This is a genomic window from Zooshikella ganghwensis, from assembly GCF_018263875.1.
GTDB classification, from domain to species: Bacteria; Pseudomonadota; Gammaproteobacteria; order Pseudomonadales; family Zooshikellaceae; genus Zooshikella; species Zooshikella ganghwensis.
Map to the genome: position 1 here is coordinate 345,157 of NZ_JAEVHG010000001.1, position 20,324 is coordinate 365,480.

General features: G+C 39.1%; 17 protein-coding genes. 9 read left to right on the top strand and 8 right to left on the bottom strand.

Features of this window, described 5'->3' with window-relative positions; genetic code table 11:
• Nucleotides 1–267: 267 nt before the first annotated feature.
• The 5 genes from KHS79_RS01465 (at nt 268) to KHS79_RS01485 (ending at nt 9,037) form a co-directional block, all read left to right on the top strand.
• Nucleotides 268–1,611: a cupin domain-containing protein gene (locus KHS79_RS01465; RefSeq protein WP_212716051.1), complete on the top strand. Its 1,344-nt coding sequence runs from the start codon at nt 268–270 to the stop codon at nt 1,609–1,611.
• A 216-nt stretch (nt 1,612–1,827) separates the two neighbouring features.
• Nucleotides 1,828–2,826: a cytochrome-c peroxidase gene (locus KHS79_RS01470; RefSeq protein WP_276526641.1), complete on the top strand. Its 999-nt coding sequence runs from the start codon at nt 1,828–1,830 to the stop codon at nt 2,824–2,826.
• Between the two features lie 519 nt (nt 2,827–3,345).
• Nucleotides 3,346–4,713 carry a tetratricopeptide repeat protein gene (locus tag KHS79_RS01475; RefSeq protein ID WP_212716054.1) on the top strand — a complete coding sequence of 456 codons (1,368 nt, stop codon included), beginning with the start codon at nt 3,346–3,348 and terminating at the stop codon, nt 4,711–4,713.
• 434 nt (nt 4,714–5,147) lie between these two features.
• On the top strand, nt 5,148–6,977 hold the full coding sequence (locus KHS79_RS01480; RefSeq protein WP_212716057.1) for an ABC transporter ATP-binding protein: 1,830 nt from the start codon (nt 5,148–5,150) through the stop codon (nt 6,975–6,977).
• 299 nt (nt 6,978–7,276) lie between these two features.
• Nucleotides 7,277–9,037 (top strand): hypothetical protein, encoded by a 1,761-nt coding sequence (locus KHS79_RS01485; RefSeq protein WP_212716060.1) that lies wholly within the window; start codon nt 7,277–7,279, stop codon nt 9,035–9,037.
• Nucleotides 9,038–9,132: 95 nt separating this feature from the next.
• Here KHS79_RS01485 and KHS79_RS01490 read toward each other — a convergent pair whose 3' ends face one another.
• Nucleotides 9,133–9,882, bottom strand: a complete 750-nt coding sequence (locus KHS79_RS01490) for a substrate-binding periplasmic protein (protein WP_212716062.1) — start codon at nt 9,880–9,882, stop codon at nt 9,133–9,135.
• Between the two features lie 102 nt (nt 9,883–9,984).
• Complete coding sequence (locus KHS79_RS01495) at nt 9,985–10,131, bottom strand: hypothetical protein (RefSeq protein WP_212716064.1); 147 nt, start codon at nt 10,129–10,131, stop codon at nt 9,985–9,987.
• Between the two features lie 242 nt (nt 10,132–10,373).
• On the opposite strand from KHS79_RS01495, the gene KHS79_RS01500 reads away from it, so the two are divergent.
• Nucleotides 10,374–10,847, top strand: coding sequence for a protein-tyrosine phosphatase family protein (locus tag KHS79_RS01500; protein ID WP_212716066.1), 474 nt, complete (start codon nt 10,374–10,376; stop codon nt 10,845–10,847).
• 104 nt (nt 10,848–10,951) lie between these two features.
• Here the strand turns inward: KHS79_RS01500 and KHS79_RS01505 are convergent, their stop codons facing one another.
• The 4 genes from KHS79_RS01505 to trmJ form a co-directional block, all read right to left on the bottom strand.
• A complete protein-coding gene (locus tag KHS79_RS01505; protein ID WP_212716068.1) occupies nt 10,952–11,635 on the bottom strand; it encodes a response regulator transcription factor in 684 nt (227 codons plus the stop codon).
• 84 nt (nt 11,636–11,719) lie between these two features.
• Nucleotides 11,720–13,381 carry a sensor histidine kinase gene (locus KHS79_RS01510; protein ID WP_212716070.1) on the bottom strand — a complete coding sequence of 554 codons (1,662 nt, stop codon included), beginning with the start codon at nt 13,379–13,381 and terminating at the stop codon, nt 11,720–11,722.
• A 74-nt stretch (nt 13,382–13,455) separates the two neighbouring features.
• Entirely contained in the window at nt 13,456–14,799 is a 1,344-nt protein-coding gene (locus KHS79_RS01515) for a vWA domain-containing protein (protein ID WP_212716072.1), read from the bottom strand.
• 296 nt (nt 14,800–15,095) lie between these two features.
• Complete coding sequence (gene trmJ / locus KHS79_RS01520; protein WP_212716074.1) at nt 15,096–15,863, bottom strand: tRNA (cytosine(32)/uridine(32)-2'-O)-methyltransferase TrmJ; 768 nt, start codon at nt 15,861–15,863, stop codon at nt 15,096–15,098.
• Between the two features lie 114 nt (nt 15,864–15,977).
• Here trmJ and KHS79_RS01525 point away from each other — a divergent pair, with 114 nt between their 5' ends.
• The 3 genes from KHS79_RS01525 to KHS79_RS01535 are packed head-to-tail and all read left to right on the top strand — an operon-like array spanning nt 15,978 to nt 19,028.
• The gene (locus KHS79_RS01525) at nt 15,978–17,225 is read left to right on the top strand and encodes an ABC transporter substrate-binding protein (protein ID WP_212716076.1); all 1,248 of its coding nucleotides are present in this window, start codon (nt 15,978–15,980) and stop codon (nt 17,223–17,225) included.
• A 29-nt stretch (nt 17,226–17,254) separates the two neighbouring features.
• Nucleotides 17,255–18,166 (top strand): carbohydrate ABC transporter permease, encoded by a 912-nt coding sequence (locus tag KHS79_RS01530; protein WP_212716078.1) that lies wholly within the window; start codon nt 17,255–17,257, stop codon nt 18,164–18,166.
• A 19-nt stretch (nt 18,167–18,185) separates the two neighbouring features.
• Nucleotides 18,186–19,028, top strand: a complete 843-nt coding sequence (locus tag KHS79_RS01535) for a carbohydrate ABC transporter permease (RefSeq protein WP_212716832.1) — start codon at nt 18,186–18,188, stop codon at nt 19,026–19,028.
• Between the two features lie 18 nt (nt 19,029–19,046).
• Here the strand turns inward: KHS79_RS01535 and KHS79_RS01540 are convergent, their stop codons facing one another.
• Together KHS79_RS01540 and KHS79_RS01545 are read right to left on the bottom strand one after the other, a co-directional pair.
• A complete protein-coding gene (locus KHS79_RS01540) occupies nt 19,047–19,529 on the bottom strand; it encodes an LEA type 2 family protein (RefSeq protein ID WP_212716080.1) in 483 nt (160 codons plus the stop codon).
• Nucleotides 19,530–19,535: 6 nt separating this feature from the next.
• On the bottom strand, nt 19,536–20,207 hold the full coding sequence (locus KHS79_RS01545) for a DUF2959 domain-containing protein (RefSeq protein WP_212716082.1): 672 nt from the start codon (nt 20,205–20,207) through the stop codon (nt 19,536–19,538).
• Nucleotides 20,208–20,324: the final 117 nt, after the last annotated feature.

The window sequence follows — 20,324 nt, forward strand, 5'->3', positions numbered from 1 at the left end:
AGAGATAGTTATACCCTTCACGAATGATTTCTAGGTTTTGTTATCTTCACTCCTCACCCCAATCACCTATTAATATAGGCTCATGGGGCTTCGTCATTCGATGGCCGCACCTAAAAACCATTCGTATTGGATATACTTTACAGTACTTGCTTGTTGATATGTATTTGAATCAGTTTCTAACTAATGTTATACCCACAGCGAAATGTATAACATTAGTTGTTGGTCCTTAATGTTTTATTGCACATGATAGTTCAAAGGATTGAACAGATGACTAAAGTTAAGAATTTTAAAGATGAATATTTTTATGACCTTGAGTTAAGTGGTGAAGGCCTTTTTTCAGGTCGATTATTACAGGGATCTGATGCGCTGTTAATGTCAGCTATAAAGCAAACACATCACCCCATTTTTTTAACTCATCAAGAGCTTATCATTCATGGACAGGGTACAATAGCCTTTACTTTTCAGGCGAATACTTCATTTGGTATTGTATTGAGTGAAAATACAGCTATTTTAGGTGCTGATGAGCCAGTTGTATGTTTAGAAATAGGTTTTCACCAAACAGTATTCAAGAAAAAATTAAGTGATGACTCTGATGCTATCATTGCACTAATTGAAAAGCCGTGTAATACAGATGCTTTTTTAGATATAAATCGTGTTCAAACGTATTGGTTAAGTATTGATAAAGAAAACAGATTATTAAGGTTCGGCAAAGGTTATATGCTACATAAATTGGTCTTGTTTGAAGCAGAGCTGCCAAGAAGCGGAGAAGCAGAAGAGGATGCGTATGCATATATTGAGAAGCTGAAATTTATTTCGCTTATGGGAGATTTTACCCAAGAAATACTATCAACAATTAACTCCAGTTTTTGGAAGTTTCCTGTAACGGTTGATTTACCTCCTGTAGTTACCTCTTCTAATGAAGTGACACTTGATATGCTTGATCAAGGAACTTCTACTGTGATTAACAATCTCTTCGAAGAGTGTGGTGTTTTATATGGTAACGTAGCAGGGCAAAGGGTTGTACTTAATACCCCTGACTTTCCTGGTTTTGCAGATGCAATTAATTACAGTATTATTACAAAAGGATGTATGCTTTATGAAAAATTAAAAGAAAAAAAAGGTGAGTTTGGCCACTCTGATCTTAATGAGACATATTTGCGTATTACTGTCGGCGTTAATAAAGGAAATTCTCCAGGTGTGCCATTTGTTCTAGAAATATGGCCTGGTGGGCATTATTCCCCCATTCATAATCACTCTAATTGTAATGCTATCATAAAGGTTTTACATGGCAGTATACAATGTAACTGGTATAGAGGATTGAGTGCATATGAGAAGGAACCTTATGACTTTTGTGAGTTAAAAAAAGACGAAGTAACTTGGTTAAATAGTCGTCAGTTTCAAACTCATAAGCTACATAATATTAACCCCAAAGGGGAGATGTGCGCGACTATTCAGTGCTATATGTATGATACTAATGACATTCATCACTATGAGTATTTCGACTATATTGATGCTGATGATACCCTACAGCATTTTACCCCTAACAGTGACTGGGAGTTTGGTGAATTCAAAGTCGAGTTAAAGAAAGAGTGGAATAGTAGACTATTATAGTTTCGGACTTCAGATAATAAAGAGGGTAACGTTGGTTATAATCATACTCTCTTTGATGGTTACACCCATAGAAGTGGTTGTCACAAGGGTGAAGCAACTAAGCCTATAGAGAGCTGGGCATTACGAAGTATTCATTTTGAAACTTATGCTACGAATGCGTTATATTTACGCTGTTAGTATTGAGGAAGTTAATTAATATAACAAGGGAGTAGCCTGGTGAAAGTTTATACATCTGCCTTATTGTTTACCTGCCTATCGGCTCTGATAAATGATGCTTCAGCCACAGCCATTAAAAGTGAGCCTATCCAACCTATACCAATGGAAATTTCTTATAACCAGAATAAAGCCGAGCTTGGTAAGATGCTCTTTTTCGACCCAAGACTATCGAAATCAGGATGGTTAAGTTGTAATTCATGCCATAATTTGGCGATGGGTGGAGATGATAACAGGCCAAGCTCTATAGGTCATCAGTGGCAAATTGGTCCGATTAACTCTCCAACAGTATTGAATGCGCGGTTTAATGTAGCCCAATTTTGGGATGGCAGAGCAAAAGATTTGCAGGAACAAGCTGGAGGTCCTATTGCAAACCCTAAAGAAATGGCGTCAAATCATCAGCTAGCTATTAAAATACTACAGTCAATACCTGATTATCAGACGAAATTTGAAAAAGTTTATGGTGACAAAGATATCTCTATTAATGAGGTAACAGATGCAATCGCTGAGTTTGAAAAAACACTAATAACACCTGCATCAAGGTTTGATCAGTGGTTATTAGGAGATGATAGTCAATTAACTCTACAAGAAAAAGAGGGATATCATTTATTTAAGGAAAAAGGTTGTGTTGCTTGTCATAATGGCGTTGGTGTCGGCGGAAATTCTTATCAAAAATTTGGTGTAGTAAAACCCTATGACAAAGATAAAAATTCATTAGGTAGATATAACGTAACAAAAAAAGAGGAAGACAAGTATGTATTTAAGGTTCCATTATTAAGAAATATTGAGTTGACGGCACCTTATTTTCATGATGGCTCAGTATGGAGTTTGAATGAGGCTGTTAGCCTAATGGCTGATTATCAGTTGGGAATAAAACTTACAGATAACGAAACTAATAAAATAGTTGCTTTTTTAAAAACTCTTACAGGTAAACAGCCTGAGATTACGTATCCGGTATTGCCGCCAGAAAACATTCATACACCAAGGCCAAGTATAAACTAGTTGAAGTCGTCTTATGGTATCCTTCACTAGAGTTTCTTATGCTAGGGTCTGTTAACAGGCCCTAGTGAAGGATATCGCTGTTTTTAATACTTGAGAAGGTGAGCTATACCTTTCATAAATCTTTTTAAGAATTTTTTGTTTTTATTTTCTTCCTTTTGATGGTTGTATATAAAACCTATTTACGCTGATCATATACTCTTCGCGAATGATTTTTATGTGCGCTATCCATAGCGCTCACCCTAACGGGCCAGCGAAGCTGTTCTAATGTGTTCCCGACACATTAGTAGGGTTTGTTGTCAGCGCTCTTGACCAAGGATGGTGGGAATACAGCTTATGCATAATGACATGGATGTCATATAGTAGAGCAATGCAGGCGCTATTGCCGATGAGCATTTAACGGCCACCCCTAAAAACCCTTCGTTTTGAGTATAGTATTAATGAGTAACCACTAAAATTGTTTGTTTTTTTAAATTTTTTAATAAAAAGTGCTAATATTAAGTTCAATAAAAAGGAGTTATTATGCAGTTAACACCTTATTGCTCACGTTCATGGCTATTTATATTCCCTATGTTTTTTTCATTACTACTGGTTGCTCAACCAAAGCTACGTGAAGGAATAAATGCGTATAATCAAGATAATTATGAGTATGCATTACCAATTATTAGGTATTGGGCTGATAAAGGTGATGCTGAAGGGCAATTTTATCTAGCGTTAATGTATGATTATGGAAGTGGCATTGTTGAAGATGACGAGAAAGCTATTAAGTGGTATCAAGCTGCGGCAGAACAAGGTCATGTCCGAGCACAATATAATCTTGGTGTAATGTATGATACGGGGGAAGGTGTATCCAAAAGTTTTAAAGACGCGGTAAAGTGGTATCAACTGGCAGCAAAACAAGGTGATATTAAAGCTCAATATAACTTGGGTGTTATGTGTGAGCGTGGTGAGGGAGTTCCTAGAAATCCAATTCAGGCTCAAGAGTGGTACTTATTAGCAGCAAAGAAAGGAGATATGGATGCCCAGTATAATTTAGGTGTTATGTATGATAAAGGAAATGGGATTCCTAAAAGTTATACTGAAGCGATTAAATGGTACCGTTTAGCGGCAGAACAGGGAGAAGTTAAGGCACAGTATAATTTGGGGGTAATATATGATGAAGGTAAGGGTATATCTGAAGATAATAAAGAAGCGATCAAATGGTATAGGCTAGCTGCAGAGCAAGGCAGCGTCAGTGCCCAATATAACCTGGGAATCATGTATGATCAGGGAGAGGGTGTTGCAGAAAATAATGTGGAAGCGATTAAATGGTACCGACTGGCTGCGGAACAAGGAAATATCAGTGCCCAATATAATTTGGGACTGATGTATGATGAAGGTGAAGGGGTAACTGAAGATAATGTTGAGGCTATAAAATGGTATCGACTAGCAAGTGAACAAGGGGATATCGATGCCCAATTTAACCTGGCAATAATGTATGATGATGGTGAAGGCGTACCTGAAGACAATTTAGAAGCAATAAAACTGTATAAATTAGCTGCGAATCAAGGAGATTATAGAGCGCAGTTTAATCTCGGTATTATGTATGAAGAGGGTGAAGGTACTAAAAAAAATAATGAGGAAGCAGCAAAATGGTATTTATTATCGGCTAAGCAAGGCTATAGTGAAGCACAGTTTATGATTGGCAAAATGTACAATCAAGGTAATGGTGTTCCCAAGGATAAGATTATTGCAAAAATGTGGATGAATATTGCCAGTTCACAAGGAATGAAATATGCGAAGATGTCTAAATTAATTATGGAAATAAAATTGTCTTCTGAAGAACTCGCTAAAGCGAAAGAGCTTACTAATCGTTGCCTTAAAAGCAATTATAAAAATTGTGCTAATTAAAAATATACCCTTCGGGAATCAATTTTATACATGTTATCCATAGCGTGTACCCTCGCAGGCCAGGTAAGCTCTACTCATGCGTTCCTAACACCTTGGTAGGTTTTTTGGGGGGTACCTTACAGGGTATCTAGATCCGCGCTTTTAACCGCCAAGGATATGAGAATGTAGCGCTAGTGTTAACAGATTAGACTAGCCCAGCAAAATCATTTGCTGTGGGTCTAGAAAAAATAAAAATAAATTAAAAAATAATGCGTTGAGTATATAAATAATCGTTCTTCTTGATGTCGATTTCTTGCTATAGCATAATAAGTGACTGCTTGCCCCTAATTGCTTCATTGTCCAATAAAATTAAAGGCAGGATATACGTTTTTGGTTGTGTATGATTATGCTTGTTGATCCACTTATCCGTGGATTTGTGCTTTCAAGGAAACAAAATGCTTGCTTACTTTGAACGGTTAATAAAACCATTTCCTAAAAGTGAACCTGAGCAGCCTCCTAATACGCTGCTTAAGTTTTGTCTACATTATACTCGGGGAATGTGGGTACCCATTTTATTAGTTTCAATTTTTACAGCGATTGCTGCTATTGCTGAAGCGTCAATGTTTGGTGTGATGGGGGCTTTAGTTGACTGGTTAGAACAAAGTGATCCGAAAACCTTTTTTGTTGAAGAAAAAGGTAACCTTATTTTACTCACGATTGTTCTGTTAGTAGTCATTCCTGGTGTTGTGTTGATCCGTTCAGTCTTAGTGCATCAAACATTACTGGGCAATTACCCGATGGCGATTCGTTGGCTTGCACATCGTTATTTGCTCAAGCAAAGCCTGTCATTTTACCAGAATGATTTTGCTGGGCGGATTGCCACAAAGGTTATGCAAACTGCGTTATCTGTTCGTGAAACAGTAATGAAGTTGGTTGATGTAATGGTATATATAGCCATTTATTTTGTGACAATGGTAATACTCATTGGTCAAGCAGATGAACGATTGATGATACCTCTACTTGTGTGGCTTTGTGCTTATATTGGTATTCAGTGGTATTTTATTCCTCGCTTACGTCGTGTATCTACACAACAGGCTGATGCCCGTTCTATTATGACGGGGCGTATTGTTGATAGTTACACTAATATTCAAACAGTAAAACTCTTTGCTTACACGCAACGTGAAGCTGACTATGCCCATGATAGTATGGACTTATTTTTAACCACCGTGCATAAACAAATGCGACTTGTGACGGGATTTAATGTTTGTTTGGAGTGGATTAATTACACATTAGTATTTACTGTTGGTGCATTATCTCTTTATTTATGGTCAATAAATGAAATTACTATTGGAGCTATTGCAGTTGCCATCGCTTTAGCGCTTCGCTTGAATGGTATGAGTCACTGGATCATGTGGGAAGTAGGAGCTTTATTTGAGAATATCGGGACTGTGATGGATGGTATGGAAACATTGAGCCAGCCCTGTACCGTTCTGGATCATAAACAGGCGACACCGTTAAAAGTAACGCAAGGTGCTATAGACTATACCAATGTCAGCTTTCACTATGGTAAAGAAAGTGGAGTGCTTGAAAATCTTAATTTAACAATTAAACCTGGTGAGAAAGTTGGCTTAGTAGGACGTTCCGGAGCAGGTAAGTCAACACTCGTTAATTTGTTATTACGTTTTTACGATGTTGAGCAAGGTGAGATTCTCATTGATAAACAAAATATCGTTAACGTTACTCAGGAATCTTTGCGTGCGCAAATTGGTATGGTGACACAAGATACCATGTTGCTGCATAGGTCTATACGAGAAAATATTCTATATGGCCGTCCAGATGCCACAGAGCAAGAGTTAATAGCTGCGTGTAAGAAAGCAGAAGCTTATGATTTTATTCAAGAGCTGACAGATCCTAAAGGAAATAAAGGGTTTGATGCTGAAGTTGGGGAGAGAGGCGTTAAACTATCAGGCGGACAACGTCAACGTATTGCGATTGCCCGTGTACTCTTAAAAGATGCCCCTATTTTGGTATTGGATGAAGCCACTTCTGCACTTGACTCAGAGGTGGAAGCTGCAATTCAAGATAATTTGTATAAGCTTATGCAAGGAAAAACGGTTATCGCGATTGCTCACCGTCTTTCTACAATTGCTGCAATGGATCGTTTGATTGTTATGGATTCATGTAGGATTGTGGAACAAGGAACACATCGGGAGTTGGTGTCTGCTGGAGGCATTTATGCTCAACTATGGGCACATCAAACGGGTGGTTTTTTAGGTGAAAACTAAATAGCAATGCCTTTTCTAAGAGATAGACCACCTTGTTGCATTTACGCAAAGGTGGTCATTACTAGTAAATATATTTTTTGCTAGTTATTGTACTATATTATTCGTATAAATATCTATCTTAGATGACCTTAGAGTATATGCTTTTATATATGTATTAGGTGATTTTTTTAAAAATGATATTATATTCTTGTCTTAAATATTAAGGTTGTTTTAGTATAGCGTGTGGATGATATATTTGTAGTATAAAATTTTTTACAAATATAACCTTATAATAAGTATGAAATTTTCTAAGGGAGCTTATGAAATTAAATAAAAAATCATCTCGTATTGTATCTTTTCTAACGCTACTCTCTGCCTCAACGTTAAGTTCTGCTTCAGTTTATACTCATCAACTTGGTCCCAATACGGGGGTAAGTGCTTCCTCGTCATCGACTGCTTTTTTAGGCGCAGCTTTTGCTACAGATAGGAATAAAATATGGCCATCGACTTGCTTAAGAGGGACTTCGATTGTAGATAATCCTGGAAACACAAGTCAGATTATTAGTCTGAACTCAGAATATAATCATCAAAAACTTGAAGAAAATATAGATATTAGTGTTAATGGTAAAGCTAATCTCTTTGATCTTATGAAACTGGGTTCAGAACAGTCTTTTAAACGAGCGGTATCAGAAACAGAAACTTCTTATACACTATTATTGACCTATAGATATGATGCGCCTGTAGTACGTTACCAACTCGCTGATATCGGTAGTAGATTGACAGAGTTTGGTCAGAAAGCGTTAGCGAATGGTGCTGATTCATTTTATCGTTTATGTGGTGATTCATTTATTAGCCAGTTTGAACGCGGTGGAAGGCTATTTGTTGGAATAAAACTTGATTTTGCCAACAAAAGTATTAAAGAAGTCTTTAAATCAAGCACAAACTTTAAGTTTGCCGATTTGGCAAGTGTTAAAGCTGCGCTAAATGGAACCCGTAATAAGTTTTCCAGTCTAGTTAATATTTACCTTACTGCTTATCAAATTGGTGGTGATCAGTTAGCTCTGGGCAATATTTTGGGTGTGGTATCAGGTGATAATATTAAAGCTTGCTACTCATCAACTTCAAGTAACTATCAATGTGGCACTATTATTGACAGTTTAAGTAAGTATGTAAGAAAAGATGGACCACTTCTTAAGTCATGGCAGCGCCATCCTGCAGTTACGGGTATTATTACAACGCACTATAGAGATGTGATTGAAGGAAATCCTCAGTATACTTCTGAATTGACCAAAAATATCATCAACTCTCGTTCTTTGCTGTATAAAGCATTTAAAGACCAACAAAAACTGATGTCTCGGATTGAAACAGTACTCAGCACGTCATATTCTCCACTTTTGCAAGCCAGGTGGAATAAGTTAGAAGATGATTATCTCGCAGCCAAATCGGTAGTTACATCAAATATCGAAGCATTAGAGTATGCTATGTCTGTTTGTTACTCAGCACTTGATAGTTGTAATAGTAGTAGAATTAATACACTTGCTAATTTAGGCAATGTAAGACTTCCTGTGGACCCATATAGTCTTATTGATGTGGGTAAAATAAGTGTAGGTAAGGGAGGTGGTGAGCAATATTGTCGTGCTCCTGAATTATCTATCATTGTTGGGGTTGGAGCTCGAGTTAAAAATGATAACATAAAAGGCATCAAAATAGGTTATAGAAAATTATTAAATGATGGTAGCTTGGGCTCTGTTCAATATAAACAGTGTGGAAGTGGCTCTGAGAAGTTTGTTGAAGCACCTGCTGGTCATGTATTGACTGGATTTGAATTTCGTGTCAGACGAGATGATGTGGCAGCAATAAATGTTTTATCAAAAAAATGGGATCGTTCCAAAAGAAAACTAACTGGAAAAATAGTTTCTACAAGAAGTGGATCTGGATCTGAGTTGTCTTTAGATTTAAGTACTGATCAGGTTAATAATACATTTTATAATACAGATCATGTTGTATTGACTGGGCTTAGTCTTCGAGCATCATCAGATGATGCATCAGGCATTACAGGTACTGTTGGTTGGATTTATTGATAAATAAAAGCCACGTCCTATGGGCGTGGTTACCGTCAGCAAAGGACTATGCCTCAAGAAGAGTCTGGCCTTACCATTGTATTTAAGGAAGTCAATTACTGTTTGGTTCGTCGCTTTATAACTGTTTGTTCTGCTTCATGAATAATATCTGCTAGCTCTCCAGAAGCTTTTAATTTTTGTAACATATCATCTACTAATGGAACAAGGTGTTGATTTTTTTTATGTAGGTAATGGTATAGTGGCTGCTTCGCTAATGCTTTTTCAAGTGGAATGATATTATTATATCCCAACTGTTTTAGGACGACTGTTCCCTCTAATGGGTTGGTCAACGCAATTTGTGCGCCTCCTGATTGAAGATAACGCATCATCTTAAGAGGGTCGTGAGCATTATAGATTTTTTTGGGATCAACTTCATCAGAGATTAAGTCAGTATGTTTCACTCCTAATACTTTCACAAGTTTATAACTTGCTAGAGAACTTTTATCTAATACCTTAATATTTGAGCCTTTCTTAACATAACCCATGGTTATCACGCTATAAAAAGGTGTTGGTACTCGGATGACATTGGGTGTCTGTCCTCCATAAGCAAAGATTCGCATTACCTCTCCATCCACAGCGCCGGAATTAGCTTGTTGCTGGGCGCGTAAGCCAGGTAGAGGTGTTGCTTGAAAGCCTAACCCTAACCGTTGGTAGACCTTGTCCATAATGATGACTGATACTTCTTGATCGACTAACCCATAAATGTACGCAAAGTGATAAGTTTTAGCTTGTACTGATACCAAAGAAGTAATAAACATCAGTAGAATATATATAAGGGTTTTATTTAGAAGGTTATGTAAAGTCATCAGCTGAACTTACCCATGATTAATACTCACTGGGTACGATGGTCTGTTTCTGCTTACAATCATTTAAATACTCCTCTGGAGTTGTATTAATGGCTGTTCCAGCTATAACTTTTTGAGTGCTCGTAAATCAATTAAGGAACTTTCCGTTTTAATATCCTTAGCTACTTTTTTTGCAAAGGCTTTGAATGCTTTTTGAGTCATAAGCCTGTCTTTGTACATAGTATTAAGAATAGGCGGAAATACAGGCATTTACAGCCTCCCTGTTTTCAGGGCGAATATAGCAAGAAAGCTGTTTGCAGTACGTGAGTTTGTTTGTGAAGCAGGTGCCGGGAACATCGTGAGTGGTAGAGACCAAGGATGCTTTTCTGCTAGGGGAAGAGCATATTAATTTATGTTCTGCGCAGGAACAATGTATTGTGGCAAGTAGTATTGATCAGTAAACTTGATGCTTTAGGCCCTTATCAAGGCTCGTGATATATACATGGAAACAGATGGCACTAACATATAAATTTATTAACATAGAAAATTATGGTTCTTTAGCGCTTTCAGAAAGACCTAAGCTAAAGGAAATCAAAAGTCTTACGAGAGTAGGTTGTACGAAGGTTGTGACAATATTAGGCTCTCGAGGTGAGCAAGCTTTACGAATTGGTAATGAAGTACAATCATCGGGTATGACTTGGGAGTGGGTGAAAGTAAAAAATGCAGTAAAAATGGAGCCAAGCGAAAAATTTCTTTTTAAGAAATCGGTTAAAAATGTTGCTGAAAGCGTTAAAAACGAAGAAACCATCTTGGTACATTGTTCTGCAGGTCTTCATAGAACAGGTATATTTGCATACTGTTTATTGAGTCAATTTGGTCTCTCAAATGATGAGATTATGCAATATATTAAACAAATAAGGTTAGAAACCTATGAAGCTTTTGAAGAAAAATACCAAGATATTGCTAAAGAATTAACAAGAATATAACAAGGTACTTGTTAGCGGCTAGGTAGTATCAAGCGCTACTGGCTATTAGTTATGCCTATTACCAAGGATAAAAAAATTTCCTGATGGGTATATCTAAAAAAAGGCTACTCAATCCGATAGCCGACACCATGTATTGTTTTTATGACAATGGGGTTTTTGGGGTCAACTTCAATGGCTTTACGAAGCTTTGAAATATGTTGGTCGAGTGTTCTACTTGATGCAAAATAGTCTCGTCCCCAGCATTGATTGAATAAGGTATCTCGATCAACCACTTTGCCTCGCATAGCATAGAGAAGTTTGATAATTTTGATGTCCCGCAAACTTAAATCAATAATTTGTTCGCCTCGTTGTGCTCTTAGTTCATCAGGGTAAATAACCAAGTCATGTAAATTGAATGAATTATCCTGTTTATGTTGAGTTTGGGTTTTTAAATAACGACGAGTAACTGCACGAATTCGGGCTATAACCTCTCGGGTGCCGAATGGCTTCATAATATAGTCATCCGCACCTAACTCTAAGCCGAGTACTTGATCAATTTCTTCAGATTTTGCGGTGATAAAAATAACAGGTATGTCCTGATTATGCTGCCGAATTTCTCTACAGAGTGAGTAGCCATCTTTTTCAGGCATCATAATATCTAAAAGTACCAGTTCCGGTTTTTCTGACTGAAAAGCCTGCCAGGCTAGTTGTCCATTTTCGGCAAGAATACAACTGTAGCCTTCATTGCTGAGTAAGTCATTTAAGCCTTCGCGAATAAAGGTATCATCTTCTGCAATTAATACTTTCATATGAACTCTCCACCAGAATCATAGATAGGGCTTGATATACCCTTCACGAATCATTTCCCTAAAAACCCTTCGTTTTGGGTATAGTTAGTTTGGAGCAATATTGATGCTTAATTGAAAACATGCACCTACCTCTGAAGGAATAAGAATAAGGTTGCCTCCATGTAACTTGGCAAGCTGACGCGCAATACTGAGTCCTATTCCTGTACCACTGATACCATCGGTTAACTTAGAGCTAACGCGATAAAATGGATCGAAGATCTTTTTTTGTGCAGTGGGAGGAATACCAGGACCATAGTCTTGGACCGTGATTTTACACTGGTTATCTTCAAGAAGGGTTGTTAAATGAATTTTTTTGCCTGTATGGGCATACTTTTCTGCATTGCTTAGCAGGTTATTTAATATCTGTTCGATAATACTTTTATCAAAATACACTGTTTTTTCAGCACCATAAGTTACGTCAAACAATATACCTTTATTATGTAATGTGGCTTCAAAAGCAATAATGGTATTTTTAATACACTCATCGATAATGCCTGGTGCCTTATTAACTTTAATGGCATTGCGCTGGCTTCTGGAAAAGTTAAGTACATTTTCTATAAGGCGTGAAAGCCGTAGGCTTTCACCAGTGATGACATTTATGTATCTTTTTTGCTGTTGATCTTCTTCATACAATTGCTCAGCCATGAGCTCAGCGTACATGCGTATATTTGTGAGAGGGGTTTTCAACTCATGAGATACCTGATTGACAAAGCTCACCCGCTGTTGGGCTTGTTGCATTTCACGCTGATGTTCTCGATAAAAATAGATACCTAAGCCTATAAGGGTGAGTCCAAAAGCCAGTAAGCCTGCAAGCGTGCTCAACCAGGTTGATATTGAGGCTGTGGCTTTATGACTGAAATAATTTACTTTCCAGTTTGCTAAAGGTGGAGACAAGTAACGTGTACCTAGCGGTTGATCATTATCGGCTACCTGGTAATTACCCCACTGGTACAACACACTTGAATTATCGTCTAATAACTGGATAGCAGACTGGTTGAGTCCATTATGAAGTTGTGTAGCATCAGGAAGGCGATTAATAAGATCAGACAGCATGCGCATACGATTTAAATCAAACCCGATTACACGGTTTGTGGAGTCTTTTACCCAAAATAGTAAGCGATGATGATTTTCTGAGAACCAGCTAATCCAGCCACTGGATAATATGCTGGGAGCAAAACTGGCTACCGCTTTTTTCTGGCTTACCGGGCTAACATAAGCTTCTAGCTGTGCTGATCGGTCGATGGTAGAAGGTAAAGGTGATGTTTCTTCATGACTGGCTAAGCTTTCAAACAGTTCAGGGTTGCTCCATATAGATTTTGTTTGACTAATAAAGCTTTGCTCTTTAATTGACGTTTGAATGTTGGGAGGAAAAAGTAAGTGGCCCGTACTGCTTAAAATAAAGATATTTTGAATTAAAGGGGAATCACGTAAATAATCCCTCACCTGATCTATTGATTGGTTTTGAGGGAGTTCCGCCAGTGTTTGATGATCAGACCTTAGTTGAACTTCCAATTGTTCAAAATAAGCTTTCAGCTCTCTTTCTACGGCTTTTAATCTGGTTTCTATAAGGTTTTGTGCTTGATGAGCTTGAACGATCTGTTCATTTTTTTGTAGTTGAAAGCTAAGCCAGGCAAGTAGGCAAATAGGTAGTGTGATAAGTAATATAAGAATGATTTTGATTTTTTGTTGGGTTGATATGTGTTTCATTTATGGCATCATTTTTTAAGAGAACCTCTATTTAGAGGCCCCCTTAATTGACTGTTTTGAAATTCAGGTATCAATTAATAGCTCTGTTGTTTAGCACGTTTATACTGTTTTTCCTTTAAGCGTTTGCGGTTTTTGTTCCAATCAGCTTCTGATTCAAGGGCTGTAGCATCATCAAGCACCTCTTCCTGTTGCACTCTCAGTTTTTCAGAATCTACTCGTTTTGATTCTTCTGCGAGGTAATCAGCACTTTGCTGAAGAGCAGCTTTTGCCGCTGGAATATTACCTTCATCACGTAACCGTATGGCGTTAATTGATGCGGCATTGGCTACTTGCTCTACTGAATCCTCATAGGCTTTTTTGTTAATTGATTCTGTGACTTCCTGTTTGGACTGAGAAAAGCGAGCAATGGCTAAGCCTGATAGTTGTTCCTGTTTTTTGTTTAACATATTGTTATAGTTAACTTGAACTGAGGCGATGTCTTTTTGCTGGCCTGCTTTGCTTGGTGGTATTTCAACTTCAAGAATTAGGTATTTTTCTTGGGTACTATACAGCTGGTTTAGTCTGGTTCTCACTTTATTACCAATCACTTCTCCTTCTCGACCAAGAATCCGCAATGGTCGTACACCATTGATACAGCGAATTTCGATATTTACCTCTTGGGCTATCACTGATAGTACATCACCGAATTCGCTTTGAAATATTTTTGCCAGATCTTGTGCATTTTCAACAAAGGCATGATTACCATCGCTAAAGCCTGCTAATTGTGTCATTAAGTCCTCATTGTAGCCTAGCCCAAGACCAATTGTTGTGACACTTATGCCTTCTTTTGCTAAGGATGCACCTAATTGACCCAACTCTGAAGGTGACTGAGGCCCTACATTTGCCAGCCCATCTGACAATAAAATAACGCGATTAACACGGTTTGCACTGATATATTTGCGTAGCTCATCTGCCCCCTTGCTTACACCTGCAAATAGAGCAGTCGAACCATTAGCCCTGATTTGTCGTATCATTGTGGCAATATTATTTTTATTGATAACTTTGGTTGCAGGTACCACAACGCTGACTGTTGTGTCATAAGTTACCACAGAGACTATGTCTTGTGGCCCTAGTTGATTGATGGCCATGATAGCGGCTTCTTTAGCGTGGCGGATTTTATCGCCTTGCATGGATCCTGATTTGTCTAAAACGATAGTAATATTGGTGGGAGTACGTTGCAGTTTTTCGACGTCCTGTTGAAGACCCATTAGCGAAATTTTAACAAAGGCTGTTTGGGATTTTTCTGCTTCTAACACAGGGGTGGCTAAGTCAACAGATAGATTAACGGGTGGTGCTTTGGCGTTCGCTGGTTGAGTGAGTAGCACCAAGCTGCTGATTAAGCCAATGGCTAGTCGGGCGAAGGGTTTCTTTAGGCTCATTTTTATTTTCCTCGTAAAGGGCTTTGTACTTTACTGTAATCCCTAAGCCTGGTGGTGTGGTCAGACAAACGTAAGTGATATGTAAAAAGTTTGTAAAAGGTATCGTAAAGCCTCTTTTAACGCCTGTGAAAAGCCTTGTGAATGCGCTATGAATACTCCCCCTGAAGACTTGGTTACTGCTTCCTTGCAGCAAAAAGAGTTATCCAGCCTTTTGGTTGTCGATAAACAATTAAATACAACAGTTGCTCATATTGGGGTATAGCAAAAAAGGGAGGGCGTGTTTTAAAAAATTCGGTTTAACGCTCTTCTTTTTTAGTGGACTCTTTTTTTGTTGAGTCGGCCAGTTTATCGATAGCACTTAAAACCCCTCTTAAAATACTTAGCTCTTGTCGCTCTGGTCGCGCCCGGTTAAATAAACGCTTTAGCTTTAACATAGTATTACCGGGGTGTTGTTTGATGAGAAACCCGATATTACGCAGAGTTGTTTCTAAGTGTTGGTAAAAATACTCCATTTGTTGCGTATTGGGATAGGTTTTCTCTTTTTGGTTACTGTTTGATTTATAGGGTTGTTCTGCCTGTATCTGGTGAGCCATATATATTTCATAGCATATGGTTTGTACCGCAGCGGCGAGGTTTAATACAGGATAATCGGGATGAGCAGAAATATATGTATGCGCATTGCACTGTTGAATCTCATCATTGTGCAAGCCCATTGTTTCTCGGCCAAATACCAAGGCAACAGGGTGAGACTGACTTTCTGTGATCACACGTTCTCCGCATTCCCGTGCATTCATTTGTGGTAGCGAGTGGGTGCGATCTCTGGCACTGGTGCCAATCACAAAGCTGCAGTCAGCAATAGCCTCTGCGAGCGTTGAGGTGATGACAGCTTGCTCGACAATATCTTTTGCACCAGCTGCCATAGTGAGTGCTTGCTCATTCGGAAAATCCTGGGGATCGACAAGATAGAGATTACGAATCCCCATGTTTTTCATGGCGCGTGCCGCAGAGCCAATATTGCCGGGGTGAAAGGTGTTAATCAGTATAACGCGGATATTGCTTAACATGATGAATCAGTCGTCACAGTTAAATGACGTAGTATACCTTAAAGCGTCATAGAATGAATGTTAGCCTGAGGTGCCAGGTTTACATTTTGATCACTCGGATTCAGGGATGATGTTATGCGAATTTGCTTAATCATTTTGTGTTGTTGGATGAGTATGAGTCATGCTGCAACCATAGCAATTTCATGTGGCGCTGTAGGACGTCAAGTAGAGCTGTGTAGAGAAGGCGTTGCTATATGGGAAAAACGAAGTGGCCATAAAGCCAGTGTTGTTTCAACGCCTGCCTCATCTTCTGAACGGCTGGCGCTGTATCAGCAGCTGCTTGCAGCTAAAACAGCTGACATTGATGTGTTTCAAATTGATGTGGTTTGGCCTGGTATCTTAGCGCCACACTTTGTTGATTTAGCTAAACCTCTAGCGGGGCAGGTCAAGCAGCATTTTCCTACGATTATTGCCAATAATACCGTTAATGGCCAGTTGACTGCGATGCCTTGGTACACGGATGCAGGGGTGCTGTATTACCGTAAAGATTTATTAGAAAAGTATCAGCAGCCCATTCCAGAAACGTGGTCAGACATGACGCGGATAGCCAAGCACATTATGACCGAGGAGCGTAAAGCAGGTCTTGACAAAATGTGGGGCTTTACCTGGCAGGGCAGGGCTTACGAGGGCTTAACCTGTAATGCGTTGGAGTGGGTAAACAGCTATGGTGGTGGCCAAATTGTTGAGTCAGATGGCAAGATTTCAATTAATAATAAGCAAGCGGAACAGGCTATAACAATGGCTGCCAGTTGGGTTGGTGATATATCTCCTCCAGGGGTTTTGAATTATGCAGAAGAAGACGCGCGTGGTGTTTTTCAATCTGGCCATGCGGTCTTTATGCGTAACTGGCCGTATGTTTGGGCATTAACCCAGCATGAAGATAGCCCAATTCGAGGTAAAGTGGGTGTTGCGCCTGTTCCTAAATCAGGGAATGGTCAACATGCTGCGACCTTAGGGGGGTGGCAGCTGGCAGTCTCAAAGTATTCTAAGCATGCTGATATCGCAATTGACCTTGTACGCTACTTAACGAGTGAAGAAGAGCAGAAAAGACGAGCGTTAGCGGGTTCTTATAACCCGACAATTCCCAGTCTATACCAAGATAAACAGGTGCTAGCGGCTAATCCTTTTTTTGGTAAGTTGGTAAAAACACTTAATGTCGCTATTGCCAGACCATCTACTGTGACAGGAGCAAAATATAATCAAGTGTCAGCTGCATTTTATAATCAGATCCATCAAGTATTAGCAGGACGACAAAAAGCCAATGTGGCACTGGAGCAGTTATCCAGGCAGCTGTTGCGGGTCAGTAAAGGTGAACGTTGGTAAGAAAATTAATTGCATGAGAGTTACAGTTTGTGAGTAGAACCTCTACAGGCAGTCGGTGGCAAATTGTCTGGCTATTATTACCTGTTTTAGTGACATTGTTTGCAGTTGCGGGTTGGCCATTGTTTCGCACTATCTGGTTTAGTTTTACTGATGCTAGCCTGGCTAATTTAGATCATTATACATTTGTCGGTTTGGAAAATTATTTCGTGCGCTATCAGGATCAGTGGTTTGGATTACTGACTGATTCTGTATGGTGGAATGCAGTTTATAATACGTTATTTTTTACAGTAGTTTCAGTTGCGATGGAAACCGTACTCGGTGTTGCCATTGCTTTAACGCTGCATAAAACGTTTCCTGGGCGAGGTTGGGTTCGTGCGGCTGTACTAATTCCCTGGGCTATTCCAACCATTGTTTCTGCACGGATGTGGAGTTGGATGCTACACGATCAGTTTGGGGTCATTAATGACTTATTAATATTATGTGGGTTGATATCCGAGCCATTAGCCTGGACTGCTGACCCCGATTTATCAATGTGGGCAGTCATTTTAGTGGATGTCTGGAAGACGACACCCTTTATGGCATTATTGACTTTAGCTGCCTTACAAATGTTGCCAAAAGAATTATTTGAAGCGGCAAAAGTGGATGGTGTCTCAACAATAAAAACATTCTGGAAGGTAACATTACCGTTAATTGCACCAGGGGTTATGGTGGCTGTGGTATTTCGAGCACTAGATGCTCTGCGAGTGTTTGATTTAATTTATGTGTTAACAGCAAACAGCACGGCCACTATGTCTATGTCTGTATTTGCTCGACAGCAATTGGTTGCGTTTCAGCTGGTTGGTTATGGTTCAGCAGCCTCTACCATGTTATTTATGGTAATAGCACTATGCACTGTGATTTTTTTATATGCTGGGCGGCATCGTTTTTATCAGCGTTTTTAAAGTGGATTCTGGTTTGGCTATTTCATCTTTAAAAATTAAAAAAATACTGACCAAAATAGGTTTTACGATATGGCTTGTATGCATACTTATTTATTGCATCTTTCCTTTTTACTATGCAATTATTAGCTCATTTAAAGAGGGGACTGAATTATTCCAAGTCGATTACTGGGTTAAACACTGGCACTGGACAAATTATTTAGCGGTATTTGAGCAGCAACCCTTTGGTATTAATATTATTAACTCCATAATTGTTTCTACTTTAGTGGTTTTTATATCATTACTACTAAGTGTGACTGCCGCTTATGCATTAGGACGCCGTGAGTTTTATGGGCGTAAAACCTTGTTAATGGTGGTTTTAGGCGTGTCTATGTTTCCTCAAGTGGCTGTTTTATCGGGCTTATTTGAGTTGATTCAGTGGTTGGGATTATATAATCATTTAGGCAGTTTAATTTTATCGTATTTGATTTTTACCGTACCTTTTACGGTATGGGTGCTTACCACATTTATGCAACAACTGCCGTTAGAAATTGAAGAAGCCGCTATTATGGATGGCGCGCGTCCACGGCATATGATTTTTAATGTTTTTTTGCCATTACTATGGCCTGCGCTCGTCACAACAGGCTTACTAGCGTTTATTGCTGCATGGAATGAGTTTCTATTTGCCTTAACTTTTACCTTAAGTGAGCACCAGCGTACGGTACCTGTCGCGATTGCATTGATTAGTGGTGCCAGTCAGCATGAGCTGCCATGGGGAATAATTATGGCAGCTTCAGTGGTTGTAACTGTCCCTCTAATTGTGCTGGTGCTGATATTTCAACGTAAAATTGTCGCTGGACTGACTGCGGGAGCTGTCAAAGGCTAGTGTTCCGATCATGAGTGCTTAATGCTTAAGTGAAATATTTCCCTCTTGTTCAATGTTCACTTGCCGAGGGTAGAAATTATCCAAACTCAGTTTACCTGATAATGAGTAGCTGAAGGTGTCTTTTGGTTGCTTAATAATGGCGTTAATAAAGCGGATACTATTAATTAGGTTAGTGTTTGCATGAACCGTAAAATTAGCGGTGCCAAACGCGGGCACTTCAGGTATTTGATTAGATACGCCGGAAATAAGCTCATAGCCTTCTAACTCAATAGTGTAATACAGCCCTTTAATATTCAAGGGCTGATCATTAGGGTTCATAATCTGTAACCCCAGCGCAAAGCGTTGGGTTAGTCCATCTGGTTCAAGGATGTGCAGTGAGTTTAATGAGAGTTGCGGCTTTTCATAGGTACCGGATAGTGTCGCGCAGCCAGCTAATAGCAGTAGATTAGCGAGTAGTGTGATGTATAAACGGGCTGCTTTGGGAAGGAAAGGCCAGTGCATAATGATTTAACCTTGCTGCAGCTGTTGTATAAATGCTTTGGACTCACGTATTGAGCGCTGCATTTCTCGGATCAGTTGATTAATATCCTGTTGTATATTTCTAAGTTCACCTTTTAATGAGGCGATAGCGCGAGCATTGAGATTATGCTTCAGGTAAAGTACTTGATCCTGAAAAGTGGTGAGTACAGGTTGCATGGTTTTCTCTGCGCGACGCATGGCCGTAATGAGTTGCTGATATTTCTGTTTTGTTTGCCTAAGTTTACGTTCACTATCACGCTTAAGGGACTGGTTTTGGTACAAGGCAAGTTCACCCTCCCACTCTTCAAACAAAGCTTCAGCGACATCTTCGACTTTATTGATTCGGCTACTGACTTCCTCAGCCGCGTCTTGGCTTTTATCAAAGTCAGCTTTTAATGTGTCGTATAAGGTTTGTAGTTCACCACCATCGAAGTTCACAACAACCTGAAAATGTTCCAGTGCGGATTGGAACTGTTGTTGGGCTTCTTCTTGAGACTGCTGAGTATCTTCAACACGATCAATTAAAATATCACGTTTGTGATAGCCCACTTTCTCCAACGTAGAGTAGTAAGCGGACTGGCAGCCACTCAGTAGTAAGCTTAAAGGTAGCAGGAAGAGAACAGGGAAAAGTAAAGAGGGTACGAAATTCAAGCGTTTCATAAGGCTATCACTTTGTCATTAGATACACATGAATTGATGCATAATAAGGGGAATTAAACGTAGAGTATAGTGAAGATAAAGAAAGCTTGTTTTACAGGTCAAGAGTGGATAAATAAG